The 20,426-nt window shown below is 66.0% G+C and carries 20 protein-coding genes; 14 read left to right on the top strand and 6 right to left on the bottom strand.

Features of this window, described 5'->3' with window-relative positions; genetic code table 11:
* Positions 1-5 precede the first annotated feature (5 nt).
* A complete protein-coding gene (locus ACZY08_RS24470) occupies positions 6-1,559 on the bottom strand; it encodes a succinic semialdehyde dehydrogenase (protein ID WP_463746962.1) in 1,554 nt (517 codons plus the stop codon).
* Positions 1,560-1,686: 127 nt separating this feature from the next.
* On the opposite strand from ACZY08_RS24470, the gene ACZY08_RS24465 reads away from it, so the two are divergent.
* Positions 1,687-2,082 (top strand): VOC family protein, encoded by a 396-nt coding sequence (locus ACZY08_RS24465; RefSeq protein ID WP_463746963.1) that lies wholly within the window; start codon positions 1,687-1,689, stop codon positions 2,080-2,082.
* On the opposite strand, the gene ACZY08_RS24460 is transcribed toward ACZY08_RS24465, so the two are convergent.
* A complete protein-coding gene (locus tag ACZY08_RS24460) occupies positions 2,019-2,753 on the bottom strand; it encodes a DUF6597 domain-containing transcriptional factor (protein WP_463746964.1) in 735 nt (244 codons plus the stop codon). The two genes, ACZY08_RS24465 and ACZY08_RS24460, sit on opposite strands and share 64 nt — an antisense overlap.
* Before the next feature lie 43 nt (positions 2,754-2,796).
* Between ACZY08_RS24460 and ACZY08_RS24455 the strand changes: the two genes are divergently transcribed.
* A complete protein-coding gene (locus tag ACZY08_RS24455; RefSeq protein ID WP_463746965.1) occupies positions 2,797-3,351 on the top strand; it encodes a TetR/AcrR family transcriptional regulator in 555 nt (184 codons plus the stop codon).
* Here ACZY08_RS24455 and ACZY08_RS24450 read toward each other — a convergent pair.
* From ACZY08_RS24450 to ACZY08_RS24435, 4 genes are all read right to left on the bottom strand, one after another.
* A complete protein-coding gene (locus ACZY08_RS24450; RefSeq protein ID WP_463746966.1) occupies positions 3,337-4,311 on the bottom strand; it encodes an NAD-dependent epimerase/dehydratase family protein in 975 nt (324 codons plus the stop codon). The genes ACZY08_RS24455 and ACZY08_RS24450 overlap by 15 nt on opposite strands.
* Positions 4,312-4,612: 301 nt before the next feature.
* Positions 4,613-6,124 carry a long-chain-fatty-acid--CoA ligase FadD17 gene (fadD17, locus tag ACZY08_RS24445; RefSeq protein ID WP_463746967.1) on the bottom strand — a complete coding sequence of 504 codons (1,512 nt, stop codon included), beginning with the start codon at positions 6,122-6,124 and terminating at the stop codon, positions 4,613-4,615.
* Positions 6,125-6,126: 2 nt separating this feature from the next.
* Positions 6,127-7,224: an acyl-CoA dehydrogenase family protein gene (locus ACZY08_RS24440; protein ID WP_463746968.1), complete on the bottom strand. Its 1,098-nt coding sequence runs from the start codon at positions 7,222-7,224 to the stop codon at positions 6,127-6,129.
* Positions 7,225-7,237: 13 nt separating this feature from the next.
* The gene (locus ACZY08_RS24435; protein ID WP_463746969.1) at positions 7,238-8,416 is read right to left on the bottom strand and encodes an acyl-CoA dehydrogenase family protein; all 1,179 of its coding nucleotides are present in this window, start codon (positions 8,414-8,416) and stop codon (positions 7,238-7,240) included.
* 165 nt (positions 8,417-8,581) lie between these two features.
* Between ACZY08_RS24435 and ACZY08_RS24430 the strand changes: the two genes are divergently transcribed.
* From ACZY08_RS24430 to ACZY08_RS24375, 12 genes are all read left to right on the top strand, one after another.
* Positions 8,582-8,773: a ferredoxin gene (locus ACZY08_RS24430; RefSeq protein WP_036391771.1), complete on the top strand. Its 192-nt coding sequence runs from the start codon at positions 8,582-8,584 to the stop codon at positions 8,771-8,773.
* Positions 8,774-8,785: 12 nt separating this feature from the next.
* Positions 8,786-9,703 (top strand): 3-oxoacyl-ACP reductase, encoded by a 918-nt coding sequence (locus ACZY08_RS24425; RefSeq protein ID WP_463746970.1) that lies wholly within the window; start codon positions 8,786-8,788, stop codon positions 9,701-9,703.
* A gap of 270 nt (positions 9,704-9,973) precedes the next feature.
* On the top strand, positions 9,974-10,738 hold the full coding sequence (locus ACZY08_RS24420; protein ID WP_166906603.1) for an MlaE family ABC transporter permease: 765 nt from the start codon (positions 9,974-9,976) through the stop codon (positions 10,736-10,738).
* A 28-nt stretch (positions 10,739-10,766) separates the two neighbouring features.
* On the top strand, positions 10,767-11,609 hold the full coding sequence (locus ACZY08_RS24415; RefSeq protein WP_135452328.1) for an ABC transporter permease: 843 nt from the start codon (positions 10,767-10,769) through the stop codon (positions 11,607-11,609).
* Between the two features lie 6 nt (positions 11,610-11,615).
* Entirely contained in the window at positions 11,616-12,818 is a 1,203-nt protein-coding gene (locus tag ACZY08_RS24410) for an MCE family protein (RefSeq protein WP_463746971.1), read from the top strand.
* Complete coding sequence (locus ACZY08_RS24405) at positions 12,818-13,867, top strand: MCE family protein (protein WP_463746972.1); 1,050 nt, start codon at positions 12,818-12,820, stop codon at positions 13,865-13,867. The genes ACZY08_RS24410 and ACZY08_RS24405 overlap by 1 nt, the downstream gene beginning before the upstream one ends.
* Positions 13,860-14,918, top strand: coding sequence for an MCE family protein (locus tag ACZY08_RS24400; RefSeq protein WP_463746973.1), 1,059 nt, complete (start codon positions 13,860-13,862; stop codon positions 14,916-14,918). The genes ACZY08_RS24405 and ACZY08_RS24400 overlap by 8 nt, the downstream gene beginning before the upstream one ends.
* Positions 14,915-16,330, top strand: a complete 1,416-nt coding sequence (locus tag ACZY08_RS24395; protein WP_463746974.1) for an MCE family protein — start codon at positions 14,915-14,917, stop codon at positions 16,328-16,330. The genes ACZY08_RS24400 and ACZY08_RS24395 overlap by 4 nt, the downstream gene beginning before the upstream one ends.
* Positions 16,331-16,401: 71 nt before the next feature.
* The gene (locus tag ACZY08_RS24390) at positions 16,402-17,523 is read left to right on the top strand and encodes an MCE family protein (protein ID WP_463747228.1); all 1,122 of its coding nucleotides are present in this window, start codon (positions 16,402-16,404) and stop codon (positions 17,521-17,523) included.
* Positions 17,524-19,212, top strand: coding sequence for an MCE family protein (locus ACZY08_RS24385; protein ID WP_463746975.1), 1,689 nt, complete (start codon positions 17,524-17,526; stop codon positions 19,210-19,212).
* Positions 19,212-19,910, top strand: coding sequence for a mammalian cell entry protein (locus ACZY08_RS24380; protein ID WP_463746976.1), 699 nt, complete (start codon positions 19,212-19,214; stop codon positions 19,908-19,910). The genes ACZY08_RS24385 and ACZY08_RS24380 overlap by 1 nt, the downstream gene beginning before the upstream one ends.
* A complete protein-coding gene (locus tag ACZY08_RS24375; protein WP_463746977.1) occupies positions 19,910-20,395 on the top strand; it encodes a mammalian cell entry protein in 486 nt (161 codons plus the stop codon). Before ACZY08_RS24380 ends, ACZY08_RS24375 begins: the two co-directional genes overlap by 1 nt.
* The last annotated feature ends 31 nt before the right edge of the window (positions 20,396-20,426 follow it).

The raw sequence follows: 20,426 nt of genomic DNA, 5'->3' as shown, positions 1-20,426 counted from the left end.
TGGTTCTAGCGGCCGGGCAGCTTCTGCAGTGCGCGGATCATCGGGGTAAGTGCCTTCTGCCAGAACGTCTGTGAAATACCCAGCGGCGGATCGAGATTGATCACCCGCGCGGTGGAGACGGTCTGCGACTCGGTGTACTTGAGGATCCCGTCGGCACCGTGGCGGCGCCCGACGCCGGAGGCCTTCATGCCGCCCATCGGGGCCGCGGTACTACCGAATGCCAACGCGTAGCCCTCGTCGACGTTGACCGTGCCGGAATTCACCCGGGCCGCGATCGCCTCGCCCTCCGACTTCGATCCGGCCCACACACTCGCGTTGAGGCCGTACTCGGTGTCATTGGCCTTCTCGACGGCCTCGTCGACGGAATCGACCGGGTAGATCGACACCAGGGGGCCGAAGGTCTCGTTGCGTGCGCATTCCATCTCGTCGGTGACACCGGTCAGCACGGTCGGCTCGAAGAACAGCGGGCCGATGTCGGGGCGCGCATTACCGCCGGCAACAACGTTGGCGCCCTTGGCCTTTGCATCATCGACATGGCCGGACACGGTCTTGATCTGATCTTCGGAGATCAGGCTGCCCATGTCGGCGGTGAAGTCGTAGGCCGCCGACAGGTTCATGTTGCGCACCTGCTCGGCGAACTTGGCGGTGAACTCGTCGGCGACCTCGCGCTCGACGTAGATCCGCTCGATTGAGATGCACAGCTGACCGGCATTGGAGAAGCAGGCGCGAGTCGCGGCCTTGGCGGCCACCTTCAGATTCGCGCCCTTGGTGACGATCATCGGGTTCTTGCCACCGAGCTCGGCGGAGAAACCGATCAACCGGCGCCCGCACTGCTCGGCCAGTGTCCGCCCGGTGGCCGTCGAACCGGTGAACATCATGTAGTCGCAGTTCTCGACGATCGCGGTACCGACCACCGAGCCCGGACCGGGAACCACCGCGAACAGATCGCGCGGCAGGCCGGCCTGATACAGCAGTTCGGCGTTGGCCAACGTGCAGTACGGCGTCTGGCTGTCCGGCTTGACCACCACGGCGTTGCCGGCCAGCAGGGCCGGGATCGAATCCGAGATCGACAGGGTCATGGGGTAATTCCACGGTGAGATGACGCCGATGACGCCCTTGGGGTGGTGGTTGACCACGGTCTTGACGAACCCCGGCAGCAGACCCTGTACACGCTTCGTCGACAGCAGCCGGGCCGCCTCGCGCGCGTAGTAGCCCGCGTTCAAGATCATATCGACGATCTCTTCCTGCGCGGCTGAGCGGGCCTTGCCGGTCTCGGCCTGGGCCACATCCATCAGGAAGTCGCGATTCTCGGCCAGCAGTGCGCCGAAGCGCTTGATGACGGCGGCGCGTTCCTTGACCGGACGCTTGGCCCACTGCGCCTGTGCGGCACGGGCTTTGGTGAAGGCGGCGGTCACGTCGTCGGCGGTGCCGACCGGGATGGTGGTCAGTTCCTTGCCGGTGAAGACCTCGTCGATCGGCTTGGACTGACGGGCTTCGACGTCTTCGATGGCGACGAGCGCACGTAGGCGGGCGAACTCGGCGGCGGACGGAGCGGGCATCGGGGACTCCCTACTGGCAAGTAACTAACAGTCCTGGCCAACCTACTCGGTACCCGCGGTCCGACAAAGGCGCAGCTTGTCCGATCTGTTCACGACTGAGGGTGGACCAACGCCCTAACCTGCGGGTATGTCCTTGAACCTGACCTCGGCGGTCATCGAGATCGTCAGCAAGAACCTGCGCAGCTCGCTGGATTTCTACCGGCTGCTCGGCCTGGCCGTTCCAGACCTGGACGGGCCACATGCCGAGGTGGCGCTGCCGGGCGGAAACCGGCTCGCGTTCGACACCGAGGAGGTGATCGCAGGCATGCTTCCCGGGTGGACGCCTCCGGCCGGGCCCGGGCGGGTGGCCCTCGCATTCGGCGTCGATTCACCCGGCGACGTCGACGAACTCTATGAGCGGCTCACCGGCGCCGGGCACCCGGGGACGCTCAAGCCATTCGATGCGCCGTGGGGGCAGCGTTATGCGACTGTCGAAGATCCAGACGGTACGTCGGTGGACCTGTTCGCGGCACTGGAAAACTGACGGAGTTCACGCAGCTGCGGCATTCCCACCCCGGCCAGGGCGCGGACCTCACGGTGCAGGTGCGGCTGATCGGCGTAACCGGCCTGCGCCGCCACCGCCCTGGCGCTCATACCGGTGCCGATCAGTGCCACCGCGCGCCGGAACCGGAGGATGCGACGCAGTGTCGCCGGCCCGTAGCCGTAGACCGCCCCGCACTGCCGTTGCATCGTTCGGGTCGACCAGCCGACGTGGCGTGCCGTCGCACGGACCGACTCGCCGGCTGCCAACCGGCGCGTGATGTCGTGAAGTGCCGGCAGTGTCCAAGGCGCGGTCTCGGCACGAGGCGCCCGGGCTGCCAGTGTCACGGCGAGTTCATCGAGCGAACTGCCGTCGTCGATCGCGCACAACTCGCGAAGATCGACCCGGGTGTTGCGCAGTTCGGAGGCCGGAACACCGAGCAGGCGGGGTAGAACGCCGGGACGAAACCGTAAACCCTGCAGGGGATCCCGGCTTGCTGCGGCGACGAACGCCGTGGTGTCGGGGCCGGCGACGACGATCCTGCCGTCCAGCGAGATCAGATCCATGCAGCCGTCGGGCAGGATCCGGCCGGGTTCTGCCGTGCCGGTGCGGATCCACCGGCACTCCACGAGGTTGCGCAGCCGGGGCGGCGGACGGTGTTCGCGGTAGCCCACGTCACCGACGCTACCCGTGGCGCCATGCGGTTGAATCGGGGGAATGAGCGGGCGACCACGCGACACGTCGATCGACGAGCGCGTGCTTGCGGTCACCCGTGAGTTGCTGGTCGAGGTGGGCTGGGACGACCTGAGCGTTCGGTTGGTCGCGGTGCGGTCCGGGGTGGGCAGGTCCAGCCTGAACCGGCGTTGGGCGTCGAAGGCGGAACTGGTGCTGAACGCGATACTCGGCGAAGCGCCCGACATGTCGCCGTTCTCCGGCACCGACCTCGCTGGGTGGATCGATTGGGTGGTGCGTGGCAGCCACCAATTGTTCAGTCGCCCGGACGTCAGCGAAGCCGTGCCCGGGCTGCTGCTGGCCTTGCGTGAGAACGACGCGATGCGCAAGGCGCTGTGGGACGGGTTCAGCCGGCCCGCGATCGAGATGTTCGCGGCCAGGGGTTACGGATCGGAATCCGACGCCCGGGCGGCGTTGTCCATGGCGGCGGGTGCGGCGTTGTTCACCACCACGGTGGCCACCGACGACGATTCACCCGAACTGCGGAAACGCCTGGTGTGGCTGCTCAGCCGCGCGCTGGGCGTGTCACCGGCCGAATGAGGTCAGCATCGCCGCCTGCGGCGAGCGCCAGGCGTCGATACCCAGATCGGTGAGCGTGCTCTTGTCGTCAGTGGGGGTGGCGGCGGTGAGCAGCATGGCCGCCTCGTAGCTGATCCCGTCACCGAGCGGCAGGATCCCGCCGACAAGATCCGAGCACCAGCCGATACCGCGGAAAAGTCTCGCGGACAAGGGGATTCGGCGGATCTTGCGGCCGGCGCCCTGTTCGAGGACATCGATCATCTCGTTGAACGACACCATCACGCCGCCGCAGACGTACCGCTTGGGGCCGCGCCCGGGTGCCATCAGCCGCTCGTGCACCAATGCGACGTCGCGCACATCGATCATCTGCATGCCGCCAGACATCCGAGGCGCCACACCGGCGTTGGCGATCGGCGCCCAACCGCGCTCGGTGACCCCGGCGGCGGTGAAGTAAGCCGGGCCCACCACGCTCGACGGGTAGGTGACCACCACGGGAGCTCCGGCGTCCTGCAACCGCCGGGCCACCCGGTCGGCATATGCCTTCGTCTGGGCGTACGGGCTGCGGCCCGGTGCAGGCGGGGTGTCGGCGGAGATCACCCCGTTCGGCGGCGGGAACAGTGAGCTGTAGCTGCTGACCGAGACGATGGGATCGAGCCCCGCCTCGACGGCGCGGTTCAGCACGGTCTCTCCTGCGTATGCGTTGATCTCCCACATCAACTTTTCACGGCGCTGGTCGGTGCCGACGATGCCTGCGGCATGGATCAGTGCGTCGCAGCCCGACAGCAGTTCCCCGACGGTGTCACCGTCGCGGATGTCGCCCGCGAGCACCGCCATCTCGCCGAGCGCGGCGAGATGACCGATCACCTCGTCGTCGCCGCATCCCGGTGCGACCAGCAGTCGGATGCGGTGTCCCGCGGCGAGCAGGCCACGAACGGTGTGGGCCCCGAGATAGCCGGTGCCGCCGGTTACTGCGATGTGCATGCTGTGTCTCCCATGTTTCGATGCCGATGGTATCGAAATAGCGCGCGTGGGTGCCCCTGGGGTATGTCGTCAGCACGACCGCGCCAGTAACGCCACGGCGGAAAAATGGGCTTCAGGCCGCCGCAGCGTTACTGGCGCGGATCGCGCATCCCAGATGAACGGCGTTGGCGGCCCAGCCGTATCAACTGTTCACGAACGTGAGCGACAACGCTGCCCCTGAGGCGATTTCACCGACACAGTTGTTATCAGGCGGGCGCGACGACACATCCCTACAGGGCGCGGCGTGCCACAGCGCGCAAAGTCAGCGCGGTACCGGCCAGACAGGATCGGCGCACTCGGTGGCCTCCGCGGAGAGTTGCCGCTTGATCACCTTGAAGGTCTCGGTGCGCGGCAACGCGGCTCCGACGCGCACATACGACGGCCACTGCTTGGGCCCCAGGTCGGATTGCTCATGAAGAAACTTGACGAAGCTGTCGATGTCGAACGCCGACCGCGCCCCCAGGACCAGTGCGGCCATCACCTGATCACCCACATCGTGATCGGGGATCGGGTACACCGCGACCTCGGCAACGTCGGGGTGACGCAACAGGATTCGCTCGATCGGTGCGGTGCCGAGGTTCTCGCCGTCCACCCGCATCCAGTCACCGAGCCGCCCGGCGAAGTGCGCGTAGCCGTCCTCGTCGAGGTAGGCCAGATCGCCGGTGTGGTAGATGCCGCCGGCCATCCGGGCCGCCTCGGCGTCGGGATCGTTGTAGTAGCCGCGGAACCAGCCGGGCCCCGTCGGGTTCACCAACTCGCCGACGACGCCGGGCGGGCACGGTTCACCGGTGTCCACATCGACGATCGCCACCTGATCGGTGAGTGGTCCCAGGGCGCCTTCGGGAGTGTCAGGGGTGCGGGCGATCGCCACACCGCCCTCGCTGGAACCGAATCCGTCGACCACGGTCACACCGAATCTCTCGGCGAACCGGCTCAGGTCACGCGACGCGCCCTCGTTGCCGTAGAGAATCTTCAACGGGTTGTCGGCATCGTCTGGCGCCGGCTCGGTCGCCAGGATGTAGGACAACGGCTTGCCGACGTAGTTCGCGTAGGTGGCGCCGAAGCGCCGGATGTCGGGGATGAAGCCGGATGCGGAGAACTTGCGCCGCAACGCAATCGACGCGCCGGCAGCGGTCGCTACGGCCCACCCGGCCATGATCGCATTGGAATGGAACAACGGCATCGACAGGTAAACGGTGTCGCTGGGCCCCAGTCCGAAGCGGTCGGCCAGCATCCGGCCCGGAAACGCCACCTTGTCGTGGGTGACCCGCACAGCCTTGGGATCGCCACTGGTTCCGGAGGTGAAGATGAGCATGAACAGGTCATCAGCCGACACGTCGGCGAACGTCACCGGGGTGTCCCGGTGCGACGCGAGTTCGGTTGCCCACCCGGCGGATTCGACATCGATGAATTCCACCCCGGGTGGGACGGCATCAGGGTTGTCGGTCAGCACCAGCTGGCAGTCGGCCTGTGCGATGTCGCGCGCCAGAGCCTCGCCGCGGCGGGTCTGGTTGAGCCCGACGGGGACCAGCCCGTTCAGCCCTGCGGCCACCAACAGACTGGAGAAGAAAGTGGTGTTGCCGAGTAGCGCCCCGACATGCGGGGGTTTGGAGGGGTCCAACCGTGCCCGCAGCGCCGCGGCCAGTTGCGCACCGGCGGCGATGTGGTCAGCCCAGCTGACGAACGAATCCTCTTGGTAAACACCACGGTCGGTGACGTCGGCCAGCGGGACCAGCAGCTCGGAGACCGTCGGACCGACGGTTGGACCCCCCATCCCTAAACCGGGGTATCGGCGAGTTCGCGGCCGATGCGCAGCAGCTGGCCGGTGGCCCCGCCGACCCCGAACTCGGTCTGCTTGGCGGCCAGGAAGTACCGGTGCACCGGGTGGTCCATGTCGATGCCGACACCGCCGTGCACGTGCACCGCGGTGTGTGCGACGCGATGGCCGGCCTCGGCAGCCCAGAACGCCGCGCTGGCGACATCAATGTCGGCAGGCAGGTTCTCGGACAACCGCCACGCCGCCTGGGTCAGCGTCAGACGCAGGCCCTTGACGTCGATGTAGCCGTCGGCCAGTCGCGACGAGACAGCCTGGAAGCTGCCGATCGGCCGGTCGAACTGCTCGCGCTCGCGGGCGTACTCGGATGTCAGCTCCAACGCCCGCTCCAACACACCGAGCTGGTAGGCGCTGTGGCCCAGATCCGCGTGTGTGGTCAGCCACTGGGCGACCTCTGCGCCACCGACGACGCGTGTGGCGTCCACCGCGGTGGCCTGCAGCTCCAGGTGGGCGACACTGCCCTTACCGGTGGTGCTCAGCACGCTGACCGTCACGCCGGGATCATCACCGGAAACCAGGAAAACACTGACCCCGGAATCGGTTTCGGCCGGAACCAGGTACGCGTCGGCGATCGGTCCGTAGTTGACCTGGGTGCGGGTGCCGGTGAGCTTGTACCCAGGACCATCCGCCTGAGCTTGCACAGGGCCCTGGCCCATCTCGCCGTCGAGGGCCACAGCGAGGATCTTGTCGCCGGACACCGCGGGCGCAGCCCACTGGGTGCGCAGTTCCTCGGACCCGAACGCGGCCAGCGCGCCGGCTCCCAGCACCACCGAATCCAGGTAGGGCACGGCCGCCAACTGGCGGCCCAGCGCAGTCAACACGGCGGCCTGCTCGAGCACGCCGAAACCACCGCCCCCCACCGACTCCGGCGCCGCCGCCGAGAGCACGTCGGCCTCGACCAGCTTGGCCCACAGTTCGGCGTCGAAACGCTGCTCCAGCCCGTCGAGCTCGCGCTGGCGTTCGGGTGTGCACACCGACTCGGTGATCGTGCGCACCAGGCCGCCGAGATCGTCGGCCTCTTCAGTCGTCTTGAAATCCATTGGTGTGCCGTCCTTACCGGTTGACCCTGGGCAGGCCCAAAGCGACCATGCCGATGATGTCACGCTGAATCTCGTTGGTGCCGCCGCCGAAGGTCAGGATCAGCGCCGACCGGTGGAACCGCTCGATGCGGCCGCGGAGCAGCGCACCGGCGCTGTCCGGACGCAAGGTCGCCGCGGTGCCCATGACCTCCATCAGGAGGCGGTAGGCCTCGGTGGCCAACTCGGTGCCGTACACCTTGGCCGCCGACGCGTCCGCGGGTGAAGGTGCGGAAGTGGACGAGGCCAGCTCCCAGTTGATCAGCTTGAGAACCTCTGCCTTGGCGTGCACCCTCGCCAGGTTGAGTTGCACCCACTCGGAGTCGATGACCCGCTTGCCGTGCACGTCCTTGGTGTTCTGGGCCCACTCGCGGACCCCGTCGAGCGCGACATAGATCGGCTGTGAGGACACCAGGGCGACGCGCTCGTGGTTCAGCTGGTTGGTCACGAGCTTCCAGCCGGCGTTCTCCTCGCCGACCAGGTTGGTGGCCGGGATCCGCACGTCCTGGTAGTAAGTGGCGCTGGTGTCGACGCCGGACATGGTGTGCACCGGAGTCCAGGAGAAGCCCTCGGCCGTGGTCGGCATGATCAGCATCGAGATGCCGCGGTGCTTCTTGGCCTCGGGGTTGGTGCGCACGGCAAGCCACACGTAGTCGGCGTAGGCGATCAGGCTCGTCCACATCTTCTGGCCGTTGACCACGTAGTCATCGCCGTCGCGGACCGCAGTGGTCCGCAGTGCAGCCAGGTCGGTGCCCGCGCCGGGTTCGGAGTAGCCGATCGCGAAGTGCAGCTCGCCCGCGGCGATCTTGGGCAGGAAGAACTTCTTCTGCTCCTCGGTGCCGAAGTGCATGATCGTCGGCGCCACGCTGTTGATCGTCAGGAACGGCACCGGGGCGCCGGCGATGGCGGCCTCGTCGGTGAAGATCAATCCGTCCATGGGTGGGCGGGCCTGTCCGCCGAATTCCTCGGGCCAGCTCAGCGTCAGCCAGCCGTCTTTGCCCATCTGCGCGACGGTCTCGCGATAGATGTTGCCGCGTCCCATCTCGCCCTCGGACGAGCTGAGGGCCTCGACCCGTTCGGGTGTCATCAGCTTGGAGAAGTACGCGCGCAACTCGCGGCGCAGCTCCTCCTGCTCGGGGGTGTAACCGATCCGCATTGCGCTGCATCCTTACTGCTTGATAGACCTGAGTTCTCACCTGGTTGTAACACGTTCTAGTCTTAGGATCCAGGCCGGTGTCTGACTGGTATCCGTCAGGTGTGGTCGTATTCTGTGGCTGCACGTACGCAGCCCCGTGCGTGCACACGTCGTGAGGAGGTCGCCATGCGAGTAGAAGTTGACCGTGATCGCTGCGAAGGCAATGCGGTCTGCGTGGGTATTGCCCCCGATTTGTTCGATCTTGACGACGACGACTATGCCGTGGTCAAGTCCGATCCGGTGCCTGCCGACCAGGAGGATCTGGCCGAGCAGTCCATCGCCGAATGCCCCCGCGCAGCCCTGATCCGAAAAGACTAGAGGTATTCATAAATGACCGACGATGCTCAGATCGATCTGTCCGGAAAAGTGGCCGTGGTCACCGGCGCGGCCGCAGGCTTGGGCCGTGCCGAAGCCATCGGCCTGGCCAAGGCCGGGGCGACCGTGGTGGTCAACGACATGGCCGGCGCGCTGGACGCCTCTGATGTCCTCGACGAGATCGCGGCCGCCGGCGCCAAGGGTGTCGCGGTTGCCGGAGACATCAGCGTGCGCTCGACCGCCGATGAGCTGGTCGCGACCGCCGACGGTCTGGGCGGCCTGGGCATCGTCGTCAACAACGCGGGTATCACTCGCGACCGGATCCTGTTCAACATGAGCGACGAGGAGTGGGACGCGGTCATCGCGGTGCATCTGCGCGGCCACTTCCTGCTGACCCGCAACGCCGCCGTCTACTGGCGCAACAAGGCCAAGGCCGGGGACGGGACGGTCTACGGCAGGATCATCAACACCTCGTCGGAAGCCGGGCTGTCGGGTCCCGTCGGCCAGCCCAACTACGGCGCCGCCAAGGCGGGAATCACTGCGTTGACGGTGTCGGCGGCCCGGGCTCTGGAGCGCTTCGGTGTACGGGCCAACGCGATCGCGCCGCGGGCCCGCACGGCCATGACCGCAGGCGTCTTCGGCGACGCGCCCGAGGTGGCCGACGGTCAGGTCGACCCACTGTCGACCGACCACGTCGTCACCCTCGTGCGATTCCTGGCTGCGCCGGCGTCCGAAGCCGTCAACGGTCAGCTGTTCATCGTCTATGGTCCAACTGTCACGTTGGTCGCGCCCCCGACAGCGGAGATGCATTTCACTGCGGACTCCGCCGCCTGGAACCCGGCAGACCTCAGCGGGGCACTGCACGAATACTTTGCTGATCGTGACCTGGAGCGTGGATTCTCGGCCACTGAACTGATGACTTCACGAGACTGACAGTCTCGTTTGGGGTCGCTCAATGGCACTGGAACGCGTTCTATTCAAGGGGTGACCGCACCTATCTTGAGCTGGGAAAACCGCTGTTTAAGCCGATAATTTGAATTCTTTGACAGTGCGAACATGTTCTAGTTAATATGATCCGGCTCACTAAGAGCGCAATAAGACCAAGGGGTGGGGGGACGGCCACGACATGTGGCAGTCAGTTTTTCGCTAACGCGAGTTTCCGCGAAATTTCCCCACCCGAGTACGCCGAGAACGGAGTCCAGGTTGATCGAACAGCTTGCGGTTCCCGCCCGGGCCGTTGGCGGTTTCGTCGAGATGTCCTTGGACACGTTCGCCAAGATCTTTCGTCGACCCTTCCAGCTCAAGGAATTCCTCGACCAGACCTGGATGATTGCCCGCGTCTCGCTGGTACCCACGCTGTTGGTGGCCATTCCGTTCACGGTCCTGGTGGCCTTTACTCTCAATATTCTTCTCCGTGAGATCGGCGCAGCCGATCTGTCGGGCGCAGGTACTGCATTCGGCACCATCACGCAGTTGGGCCCGGTGGTGACTGTGCTCGTGGTCGCCGGTGCCGGCGCCACAGCGATCTGTGCCGACCTCGGCGCCCGCACCATTCGCGAGGAGATCGACGCGATGCGGGTGCTGGGCATCGACCCGATCCAGCGCCTGGTGGTGCCGCGCGTGCTGGCGTCGATGTTCGTCGCGCTGCTGCTCAACGGTCTGGTGTGTGCGATCGGCATCGCCGGCGGCTACGCGTTCTCGGTATTTCTCCAGGGGGTGAACCCCGGCGCCTTCATCAACGGCCTGACCGTGCTGACCGGGCTCGGCGAGCTCGTGCTGGCCGAGATCAAGGCTCTGCTGTTCGGCGTGGTGGCCGGCCTGGTCGGCTGCTACCGCGGGTTGACCGTCAAAGGAGGCCCGAAGGGTGTCGGTAACGCAGTGAACGAAACGGTGGTCTACGCCTTCATCTGCCTGTTCGTCATCAACGTGATCATGACGGCTATCGGCGTGAGAGTGCTGGTCCGTTGATGAGCGCTTGCGCGAAGAAGAGACAACCATGAGTTATGACGCCACCCTCCGCTTCCGGCGGCTGTTCCGCAGTGTGCCCAAGACCGTCGACAACATCGGCGAACAGGCACTGTTCTACGGCGAGACGATGCGGTACCTGCCCAACGCGGTCAACCGCTACCGCAAGGAGACCATCCGCCTGGTAGCCGAGATGACCATGGGCGCAGGCGCCCTGGTGATGATCGGTGGCACCGTCGGTGTCGCGGCCTTCCTCACCCTGGCCTCGGGCGGCGTCATTGCGGTTCAGGGTTATTCGTCGCTGGGCAACATCGGTATCGAGGCCCTGACCGGCTTCCTCTCGGCATTCCTCAACGTGCGCATCGTGGCACCGGTGATCGCCGGTATTGCCCTGGCCGCCACGATCGGCGCGGGCGCCACCGCTCAGCTGGGCGCGATGCGGGTGGCCGAGGAGATCGACGCCGTCGAAGCGATGGCCGTCCACGCGGTGTCCTATCTGGTCTCCACCCGGCTGCTGGCCGGGCTGATCGCGATCGTTCCGCTGTACTCGCTGTCGGTGCTGGCCGCCTTCTTCGCCGCGCGGTTCACCACCGTGTTCATCAACGGGCAGTCGGCCGGCCTCTACGACCACTACTTCAACACCTTCCTGATACCAAGCGACCTGTTGTGGTCCTTCCTCCAGGCGATCGTGATGGCCATCGCGGTGATGCTGGTGCACACCTATTACGGCTACAACGCCTCCGGCGGCCCCGTCGGCGTCGGTATCGCGGTCGGCCAGGCCGTGCGCACCTCGCTGATCGTCGTCGTCACCATCACCCTGTTCATCTCCCTGGCCGTCTACGGCGCGTCCGGCAACTTCAACCTCTCCGGGTAGGCGGCGATGTCAGACGCAACCTCCAAGCACCGCAGGCATGTGAGGATCGCTGCGGCGATCCTGGCGACGATCGTGGCCGTCGCCGTGGTGTTCACCTATCTGTCGTACACAGCAGCGTTCACGCCGACCGACACCGTCAGCCTGACCGCACCGCGAGCCGGCCTGGTGATGGAGCGCGATGCCAAGGTGAAGTACCGCGGCATCCAGATCGGCAAGGTCGCCGACATCGAATACGCCGGTCACGAAGCGAAGCTGACGCTGTCGATCAAGCGCGGCGAGATGCGCTACATCCCGTCCAACGCCACCGTGCGGATCGCCGGCAACACGATCTTCGGCGCCAAGTCGGTGGAGTTCCTGGCACCGGAGCAGCCGCAGGGCTCGCTGCGGCCGGGCAGCACAGTGGCCGCCAAGGACGTGCAACTGGAGGTCAACACCCTTTTCCAGACGCTGTCGGATGTGCTCAACAAGATCGACCCGGTCAGCCTGAACGCCACGCTGACGGCCCTCGGCGAGGGTCTGCGCGGCCATGGCGACGATGCGGGCGCGGCCTTGTCGGGCCTGAATTCCTACCTGCAGCAACTGAACCCGAAGTTGCCGACCCTGCAGGAGGACTTTGCCAAGGCCGCGGTGGTGGCCAACATCTACGGCGACGCCGGTCCGGACCTGGCCCGGATCGTCGACAACGTTCCGGCGCTGAACAAGACGATCGTCGACGAGAAGACCAACCTCAATGCCACGCTGCTGGCGGCCACCGGGCTGGCCAACAACGGCACCGCCACCCTGGAGCCGGCGGCTGACGACTACATCGCGGCGATCCAGCGGTTGCGGGCACCGCTGAAGGTCGCCGGCGATTACTCGCCGGAAATCGGCTGTCTCCTGCGCGGTGTGTCCATCGGCGTCGACCGGTTCGCCCCGATCATCGGCGGTATCCGGCCCGGCCTGTACGTCAACTCCAACTTCCTTCCGGGATCCCCGGCGTACACCTATCCGGAGAGCCTGCCGATGGTGAACGCCTCCGGCGGGCCGAACTGCCGCGGCCTTCCCGACATACCCACCAAGCAATTCGGCGGCAGCTGGTACCACGCCCCGTTCGTGGTCACCGACAATGCGTACATCCCGTTCCAGCCGAACACCGAAGTGCAGTTCGACGCGCCCGCGACGCTGCAGTTCCTGTTCAACGGTGCGTTCGCAGAAAGGGACCGATTCTGATGACGTCCGGCGCAGGCACTGATCGGACCATGCTCAAGGTCGGCATCTTCACCGTTGCGATGCTGTTGGTGGCAGCCATGCTGGTGGTGGTCTTCGGCGAGTTCCGCTTTGCCTCGGCCCACAGCTACCACGCCACGTTCAGCGAGGCGTCGCGGCTGAAGGCCGGGCAGGACGTCCGCATCGCCGGGGTTCCGGTGGGCAAGGTCAACGACGTCAAGCTGAACCCCGACAACACTGTCGATGTCGCCTTCGACGTCAACAAGCGGTACCAGCTCTACACATCGAGCCAGGCCAAGGTCCGCTACCTGAACCTCGTCGGCGACCGTTTCCTGGAGATCACCTCGGGCCCGGGGGAACTGCGCAAGCTGGCGCCCGGCGCGACCATCCCGGCACTGAACACCCAGCCGGCCCTCGACCTCGATGCGCTGTTGGGCGGATTACGGCCGGTGCTCAAGGGCCTGGACGGCGCGAAGGTCAACGAGATCTCCAACGCGGTGATCGAGATGCTGCAGGGCCAGGGCGGCGCGTTGGCGAACATGTTGACCAGCACCAGCGCCTTCACCCAGAACCTGGCCGCCCGCGATCAACTCATCGGTGACGTGATCACCAACCTCAACACTGTGCTCAGCACGGTGGACGAGAAGGGCACTCAGTTCGATACCAGCGTCGACGAGCTGCAGAAGCTGATCACCGGCCTATCCGAGGGCCGTGATCCGATCGCCGGCGCGATCGAACCGCTGGCCTCGGCCGAGAACGACCTGACCGACATGCTGGAGAAGTCCCGCCGCCCGTTGCAGGGAGTCATCGAGAATGCCCGCCCGCTGGCGCAGCGCCTCGACGAACGCAAGGGCGATGTCAACAAGGTCATCGAGCCGTTGGCGGAGAACTACCTGCGGCTCAACGCACTCGGTGCCTACGGCTCGTTCTTCAACATCTTCTACTGCTCGGTCCGCTTGAAGGTCAATGGACCTGCGGGCAGCGACATCCTGATTCCGTTCGGCGGCCCGCCGGACCCGTCTAAGGGGAGGTGTGCGCCGAAGAATGACTAGTTCGCGTGAGTCGAATCCCGTGCGTACCGGGATCCTCGGCATCTTCGTGGTGGCGTGTCTGGTCCTGGTGTCGTTCGGCTATACCGGCCTGCCGTTCTTCCCGCAGGGCAAGCAGTTCGAGGCCTATTTCAGCGATGCCGGTGGGATCTCGCCGGGCAACGACGTCAACATCTCGGGCATAACGGTCGGCAAGGTCACCGGGATCTCCCTGGCCGGCGACGCCGCCAAGGTCAAGTTCACCGTGAACCGGAACATCAAGGTCGGCGACCAGTCGCTGGTGGCGATCAAGACGGATACGGTGCTCGGCCAGAAGTCGCTTTCGGTGACCCCGAAGGGCTTCGGTACGTCGACGGTTATCCCATTGGGACGCACCACGACTCCGTACACGCTGAACACTGCGCTGCAGGATCTCGGGCAGAACGTCAGCGAGTTGGACAAGCCGAAGTTCGAGCAGGCGCTGCAGACGCTCACCGACACGTTGCGCGACGCCACCCCACAGTTGCGCGGTGCCCTGGACGGCGTCACGAACCTGTCCCGCACCATCAACAAGCGGGATGAGGCCCTCGAGGGGTTGCTGGCCCACGCCAAGCGCGTGTCGGATCTCCTGGCCAAGCGGGCCGGGCAGGTCAACCAGCTGCTGAACGACGGCAATCAGCTGTTCGCCGCGCTCGATGAGCGCAGGCAGGCGCTGAGCAACCTGATCGCCGGTATCGATGATGTATCCAAACAGCTTTCGGGATTCGTCGCCGATAACCGCAAGGAGTTCAAGCCGGCGCTGGAGAAGCTCAATCTGGTGATGGACAACCTGCTGGAGCGGCGCGAGCACATCGGTGAGGCGCTCAAGCGGCTGCCGGGGTATGCCACCGCGCTCGGCGAGGTGGTGGGCTCGGGCCCCGGGTTCCAGATCAACCTGTACGGACTGCCGCCGGCGGCCATGTCCGAGGTACTTCTCGACACCTACTTCCAGCCGGGCAAACTGCCCGACAGCCTCGCCGACATGCTGCGTGGCTACATCTCCGAACGGGTAATCGTTAGGCCGAAATCGCCATGACAGTGCCAATTTCACGAGAAATTTCGGTCTCATCCGGCCGCAACCGGTGGTTGCGCATTGCGCTGGCCGCAGTACTGCTGGCGGTCCTCGCCGTCGGCGTGTACCAGGTGTGGCCTTCACGCACCGGCCCCAAGCTCACCGCGTACTTCACCAATGCCGTCGGGTTGTACCCCGGCGACGAGGTGCGGATCGTCGGCGTGCCGGTGGGCACGATCGACTCCATCGAACCGCGGCCGACGGATGTCAAGATCGAGATGACCCTGGATCGCGGCGTCAAGGTGCCCGCCGACGCCAAGGCGCTGATCCTGTCGCCGAACCTGGTGTCGGCCAGGTTCATTCAGCTGACCCCCGCCTACACAGAGGGCGACGTGATCGCCGACGGCGCGTCGATCGGACTCGACCGCACCGGAGTGCCCGTCGAATGGGACGAGGTCAAGGAGCAACTCACCCAGCTCAGTTCGCAACTCGGACCGCAGGCCAACTCGGTGCAGGGCCCGATCGCGGCGTTCGTCGACCAGGCCGCGACCACGTTCGACGGCAACGGCGACTCGTTCCGCAATGCGCTGCGTGAGTTGTCCCAGACCGCAGGCCGTCTGGGTGATTCGCGGACCGATCTGTTCGGCACGGTGAAGAACCTGCAGATCCTCGTCGACGCGCTGTCCAACAGCAACGAACAGATCGTGCAGTTCACCAATCATGTGGCGTCGGTGTCGCAGGTGCTGGCGGACAGCGCCAGTGGCCTCGACGAGACCCTGGGCACGCTGAATCAGGCACTCGGTGACGTTCGCGGTTTCCTGAACGAGAGCAATGATGCGCTGATCGCCCAGGTGGGCAAGCTGGCCGACTTCACCCAGATTCTCACCGACCACAGTGACGACATCGAACAGATCCTTCACGTCACGCCCAACGGTCTGGCGAACTTCTACAACATCTACAACCCGGCGCAGGGCACTGTCGGTGGTCTGCTGTCGCTGCCCAACTTCGCCAACCCGGTGCAGTTCCTGTGCGGTGGAAACTTCGACACCGGCGCGAACCCGGACAACTACAAGCGCGCCGAGATCTGCCGGCAACGGATGGCGCCGGTGCTGCGCCGCATCACGATGAACTACCCGCCGGTGCTGTTCCATCCGGTCAACACCATCACCGCCTACAAGGGTCAGATTCAATACGACACCCCGGCGACCGAGGCGAAGTCGGAGACCCCGGTGCCGTACCTGCAGTGGCAGAACGCGCCTGGCGTCACCCCGCCGCAGATCCCGTCGGACGCGACGCTGAGCTCGTTGATCCTGCCGCCGGATGCACCCGCGCCGGCAGCCGGAACCGGGGTAGGGCCCGCACCCGGACCCGCGCCGGCAGATGCGCCCGCGCCCGGACCTGTAGCCGCGCCCGCTGAAGCTGGGGCCGGCGGATGATGAGGGGTAAAGCATTGAGGGGTAAGGTATCCCGGATCGGCGGTCGCACACTGGCGATCGGCAGTGGCGCCATGCTGCTGGCCGGCTGCCAGTTCGGCGGACTCAACTCGCTGAACATGCCCGGTACCGAAGGGCACGGGTCCGGTTCCTACACCATCACCGTGCAGCTGCCCGATGTGGCGACCCTGCCGCAGAACTCACCGGTGATGGTCGACGACGTGACCGTCGGCAGCGTGTCGGGGGTGGATGCGGTCCAGCGCTCGGACGGCACCTTCTACGCGGCGGTGCAACTGTCGCTGAACGGTGACGTCAAGCTCCCGGCGAATGCCGTTGCGCGCGTTGCCCAGACCTCGTTGCTCGGCTCCCAGCACATCGAGTTGGCCGAACCTGTCGATCGACCGGCCGAAGGGCGCCTGGGTCAGGGTTCCAACATCTCGCTGTCCCAGAGCGATCGTTATCCGACCACCGAGGAAGTGCTCTCCTCGCTGGGCATGGTGGTCAACAAGGGCAATCTCGGTGCGCTGCAGGACATCACCGACGAGGCTTACGCGGCCGTCGCAGGGCGGGCCGGCACCTTCGCCGATCTGATCCCGCGATTGGCCGAGCTGACCGCGTCGCTGGACCAGCAGACCAACGACATCGTCGCGGCCGCCGACGGGCTGAACCGGTTCGCGTCGATCCTGGCCCGGAGCCAGGACAGCCTGGGCCGCACGCTCGACACGCTGCCCGGTGCGCTCAAGGTGCTCAACGACAACCGGTCCAACATCGTCGACGCGTTCACCGCGCTGCGCAGCTTCGCCCAGGTCGGCTCGCGGATCCTGTCGCAGACCAAGGACGATTTTGCGGCCGACCTCAAGGATCTCTATCCGGTCATCAAGGCGTTGAACGACAACGCCGACGACTTCATCAAGGACCTCGAGTTCCTGCCGACCTTCCCGTTCCACTACAAGTACCTGCGCCAGGCGGTGCGAGGCGACTACCTGAACGTGTACGTCACCTTCGACCTGACCCTGCGCCGGTTCGGGGAGTCGATCTTCACCACCGGGGGCTTCGACCCCAACATGAAGCACCTCAGTGAGGTGATTAATCCGCCGGACTTCCTGACCGGGGCGATGGCCAACCTGTCCGGTCAGGCTGCCGATCCGTTCAAGATCCCGGCCGGAACTGCCACCCAGCACGAGGAGAAGCCGTAGATGATCGACCGGCTCACCCGTATACAGCTGATGATCTTCGGGGTCGTCACGGTGCTCACTGTGGGTGCCATCTCGCTGTTCTATCTGCACCTGCCCGCTGCGGTCGGTATCGGCACCTATCACGTCAACGCCAACTTCCTGGCCGGTGGCGGGATCTACCAGAACGCCAACGTCACCTACCGTGGCGTCACGGTCGGGCGGGTGGATTCGGTGGGCTTGGCAACCGATGGCGTGGTCGCCAAGATGCAGCTCAACAGCAACACGGCGATTCCCGACAACGTCACCGCCACGGTCAAGAGTGTCTCGGCCGTCGGTGAGCAGTACATCGATCTGATCCCACCGGAGTCACCATCGACCGACAAACTCCGCAATGGCGCCACCATCAAGCAGGAGAACACCCGGGTCGGCCAGGACATCGCCGGGATGCTTCACGAAGCCGACACCCTGGTCAGCAGCATCGGCAACAGCCGGCTGCAGGATCTGCTGCGTGAGACTTTCAAGGCGTTCAACGGGTCGGGGCCGGAACTGGCCCGGCTGATCGAATCTTCACGACTGCTGATCGACGAGGCCAACGCCAACTACGGTGAGACCACTCAGCTGATCGACCAGGCCGGACCGTTCCTGGAAGCCCAGATGCGCAGTGGCGACAACATCCGCTCTCTGGCCGACGGACTGGCCCGGTTCACCGGTGAGGTGAACAAGGCTGATCCGCAGCTTCGCGCCACCCTCAAGACCGTTCCGGGCGCCACCGAGGCCGCCAACACAGCGTTCAGCGGCATCCGGCCCACGTTCCCGGTGCTGGCGGCCAACCTGGCGAACTTCGGCCGCATCGGGGTGATCTACAGCAAGTCGATCGAACAGGCGCTCGTGATCTTCCCGGCGCTGATGGCAGCGCTGAGCACCGTTGCCGGCGGGGCGCCCGCCGACGAGGGCGCCAAGCTGGACTTCAAGATCGACCTCGGTGATCCGCCGCCCTGCAACACGGGCTTCATCCCGGCGACCCAGATCCGCTCGCCGGCCGACGAGACCCTGCGGGAGCTCCCGCCCGATCTGTACTGCAAGACCGCGCAGAATGATCCGGCAGTGGTGCGCGGTGCACGCAACTACCCGTGCATGGAGTTCCCCGGAAAGCGGGCACCCACCATCCAGCTGTGCCGTGATCCCAAGGGCTTTGTGCCGATCGGCAGCAACCCGTGGCGCGGTCCGCCGGTTCCGTACGGCACGCCGATCGAAGACGGGCGTAACATCCTGCCGCCCAACAAGTTCCCGAACATCCCGCCGCAGGTGGATCCGGATCCGGGCCCGCCCGTGGTGCAGCTGCCACCCGGAGCCGAGCCCGGTCCCGGCCCCGCGCCGCACGCGCCGTTCCCGCTGCCGGTGCCGCCGAACAAGCCGGGAACGCCGCCGCCGCCGTGGCCGTACTTCGCGCCACCGGATCAGATCGTGCCGCCGTACGGCCGGACGCCTCCCGGGGCTCCGGAAGCTCCGGCTCCGGCGCCCGCTCCAGATGCGCCGTTGCCGGCCGAGGCACCACCTCTGGCCAGTGCACCCGCGTCGGCCACCTACGATCAGCACAGTGGGGTCTTCGCTGACGCCGAGGGAGGCACCGGCGTATACGCAGCCGGCGCCGACAAACTGGCACCAGCGGAGACCTGGGTAGACCTGATGTTGGATCCAAGGCAGGCTTGATGATCGAAGAAACCGCCTCGAACACGAGGCCGGTGCGTAGGCGCGCGTCCAGGGCGGCCGGCCCCACCCGGGCCGGGTCCGCCGGCGAGGTGACCGAGACCGCGGTGGTGGTGGAGCCCTCGGCCAAGACGGCGGCCAAGCCATCCCAGCCGGCACCGCTCAAAGCGCCGCCCCGGCGGCGCCCCCACCGCACCCTGGTGGCCCTGGTGGCGGCCCTCACGCTGGGCCTGGGGACCGTGGCGTTGGGAGCGCTGGCCTACGTGATGCGCGATCAGCAGCATGCGGTGGACGCCGTGCAGGCCCGCGACGAGAGCTTCGTCGATACCGGGAAGCAGACCGTGATCAACATGTTCAGCTACACCCAGGACACGATCGACGAGAGCGTCAACCGCTTCATCGACGGCACCAGCGGCCCGCTGCGCGACATGATGAGCCAGGGGAGCAACGCCGACAACCTCAAGGCATTGTTCCGCGACACCAAGGCCAGCTCGGAGGCTGTGATCAACGGCGCGGCGCTGGAGAAGGTCGACGAGATCGCCGGGAACGCCTCGGTGCTCGTGGCGGTGCGCGTCACGGTCACCGACGTGGACGGCGTCAATTCGCCGACCCGCCCCTACCGACTGCGGGTGATCGTGCACGAGGACGACAACGGGCACATGACCGGATACGACCTCAAGTACCCCGACGGTGGAAACTGATGCGCTCTAAACTCACTTCCCTGTTGATCGGTCTGCTGACGGTGGCGTTCGTCGGGTTGGCCGCGGTAGGTGGCTCGCTGTATTGGAACCGCGTGTCGCAGCGCGGCCAGGAGACCACCAGGGCTGAACTTCCGACGCTGGCGGCCGAGCAGATCCCGAAGGTGTTCGGTTACGACTATCAGACCGTCGAGCGCAGCCTGATGGAGACGTATCCGCTGCTCGCCCCCGACTTCCGGCAGCAGTTCGAACAGGATGCCACCGCCAAGGTGATCCCTGAGGCACGCAAGCGTCAGCTGGTGGTCCAGATCAGCGTCGTCGGCATCGGTGTGATGACCGCGCAGCGTGATTCCGGGTCCGTGCTGGTGTACATGAATCGCACCGTGACCGACCAGTCCCGCCAGCCGCTGTATGACGGCAGCCGACTGCGCGTCGACTACCGCAAGATCGGTGGGAACTGGTTGATCAACGCCATCAAGCCGATTTGAGCCGGCGCTCAGAAACGCGCGGACCCAGCGC

The organism is Mycobacterium sp. IDUB_9 (assembly GCF_055419505.1).
Note: the sequence above shows the minus strand (reverse complement) of the source record. Positions and strands in the feature narration are given on the sequence as shown.

Coding starts and splice junctions, on each gene's coding strand:
- ACZY08_RS24470 (WP_463746962.1), bottom strand. CDS start 1,559: ATGCCCGCTCCGTCCGCCGCCGAGTTCGCCCGCCTACGTGCGCTCGTC.
- ACZY08_RS24465 (WP_463746963.1), top strand. CDS start 1,687: ATGTCCTTGAACCTGACCTCGGCGGTCATCGAGATCGTCAGCAAGAAC.
- ACZY08_RS24455 (WP_463746965.1), top strand. CDS start 2,797: ATGAGCGGGCGACCACGCGACACGTCGATCGACGAGCGCGTGCTTGCG.
- ACZY08_RS24450 (WP_463746966.1), bottom strand. CDS start 4,311: ATGCACATCGCAGTAACCGGCGGCACCGGCTATCTCGGGGCCCACACC.
- fadD17 (WP_463746967.1), bottom strand. CDS start 6,124: ATGGGGGGTCCAACCGTCGGTCCGACGGTCTCCGAGCTGCTGGTCCCG.
- ACZY08_RS24440 (WP_463746968.1), bottom strand. CDS start 7,224: ATGGATTTCAAGACGACTGAAGAGGCCGACGATCTCGGCGGCCTGGTG.
- ACZY08_RS24435 (WP_463746969.1), bottom strand. CDS start 8,416: ATGCGGATCGGTTACACCCCCGAGCAGGAGGAGCTGCGCCGCGAGTTG.
- ACZY08_RS24430 (WP_036391771.1), top strand. CDS start 8,582: ATGCGAGTAGAAGTTGACCGTGATCGCTGCGAAGGCAATGCGGTCTGC.
- ACZY08_RS24425 (WP_463746970.1), top strand. CDS start 8,786: ATGACCGACGATGCTCAGATCGATCTGTCCGGAAAAGTGGCCGTGGTC.
- ACZY08_RS24415 (WP_135452328.1), top strand. CDS start 10,767: ATGAGTTATGACGCCACCCTCCGCTTCCGGCGGCTGTTCCGCAGTGTG.
- ACZY08_RS24410 (WP_463746971.1), top strand. CDS start 11,616: ATGTCAGACGCAACCTCCAAGCACCGCAGGCATGTGAGGATCGCTGCG.
- ACZY08_RS24405 (WP_463746972.1), top strand. CDS start 12,818: ATGACGTCCGGCGCAGGCACTGATCGGACCATGCTCAAGGTCGGCATC.
- ACZY08_RS24400 (WP_463746973.1), top strand. CDS start 13,860: ATGACTAGTTCGCGTGAGTCGAATCCCGTGCGTACCGGGATCCTCGGC.
- ACZY08_RS24395 (WP_463746974.1), top strand. CDS start 14,915: ATGACAGTGCCAATTTCACGAGAAATTTCGGTCTCATCCGGCCGCAAC.
- ACZY08_RS24390 (WP_463747228.1), top strand. CDS start 16,402: ATGCTGCTGGCCGGCTGCCAGTTCGGCGGACTCAACTCGCTGAACATG.
- ACZY08_RS24385 (WP_463746975.1), top strand. CDS start 17,524: ATGATCGACCGGCTCACCCGTATACAGCTGATGATCTTCGGGGTCGTC.
- ACZY08_RS24380 (WP_463746976.1), top strand. CDS start 19,212: ATGATCGAAGAAACCGCCTCGAACACGAGGCCGGTGCGTAGGCGCGCG.
- ACZY08_RS24375 (WP_463746977.1), top strand. CDS start 19,910: ATGCGCTCTAAACTCACTTCCCTGTTGATCGGTCTGCTGACGGTGGCG.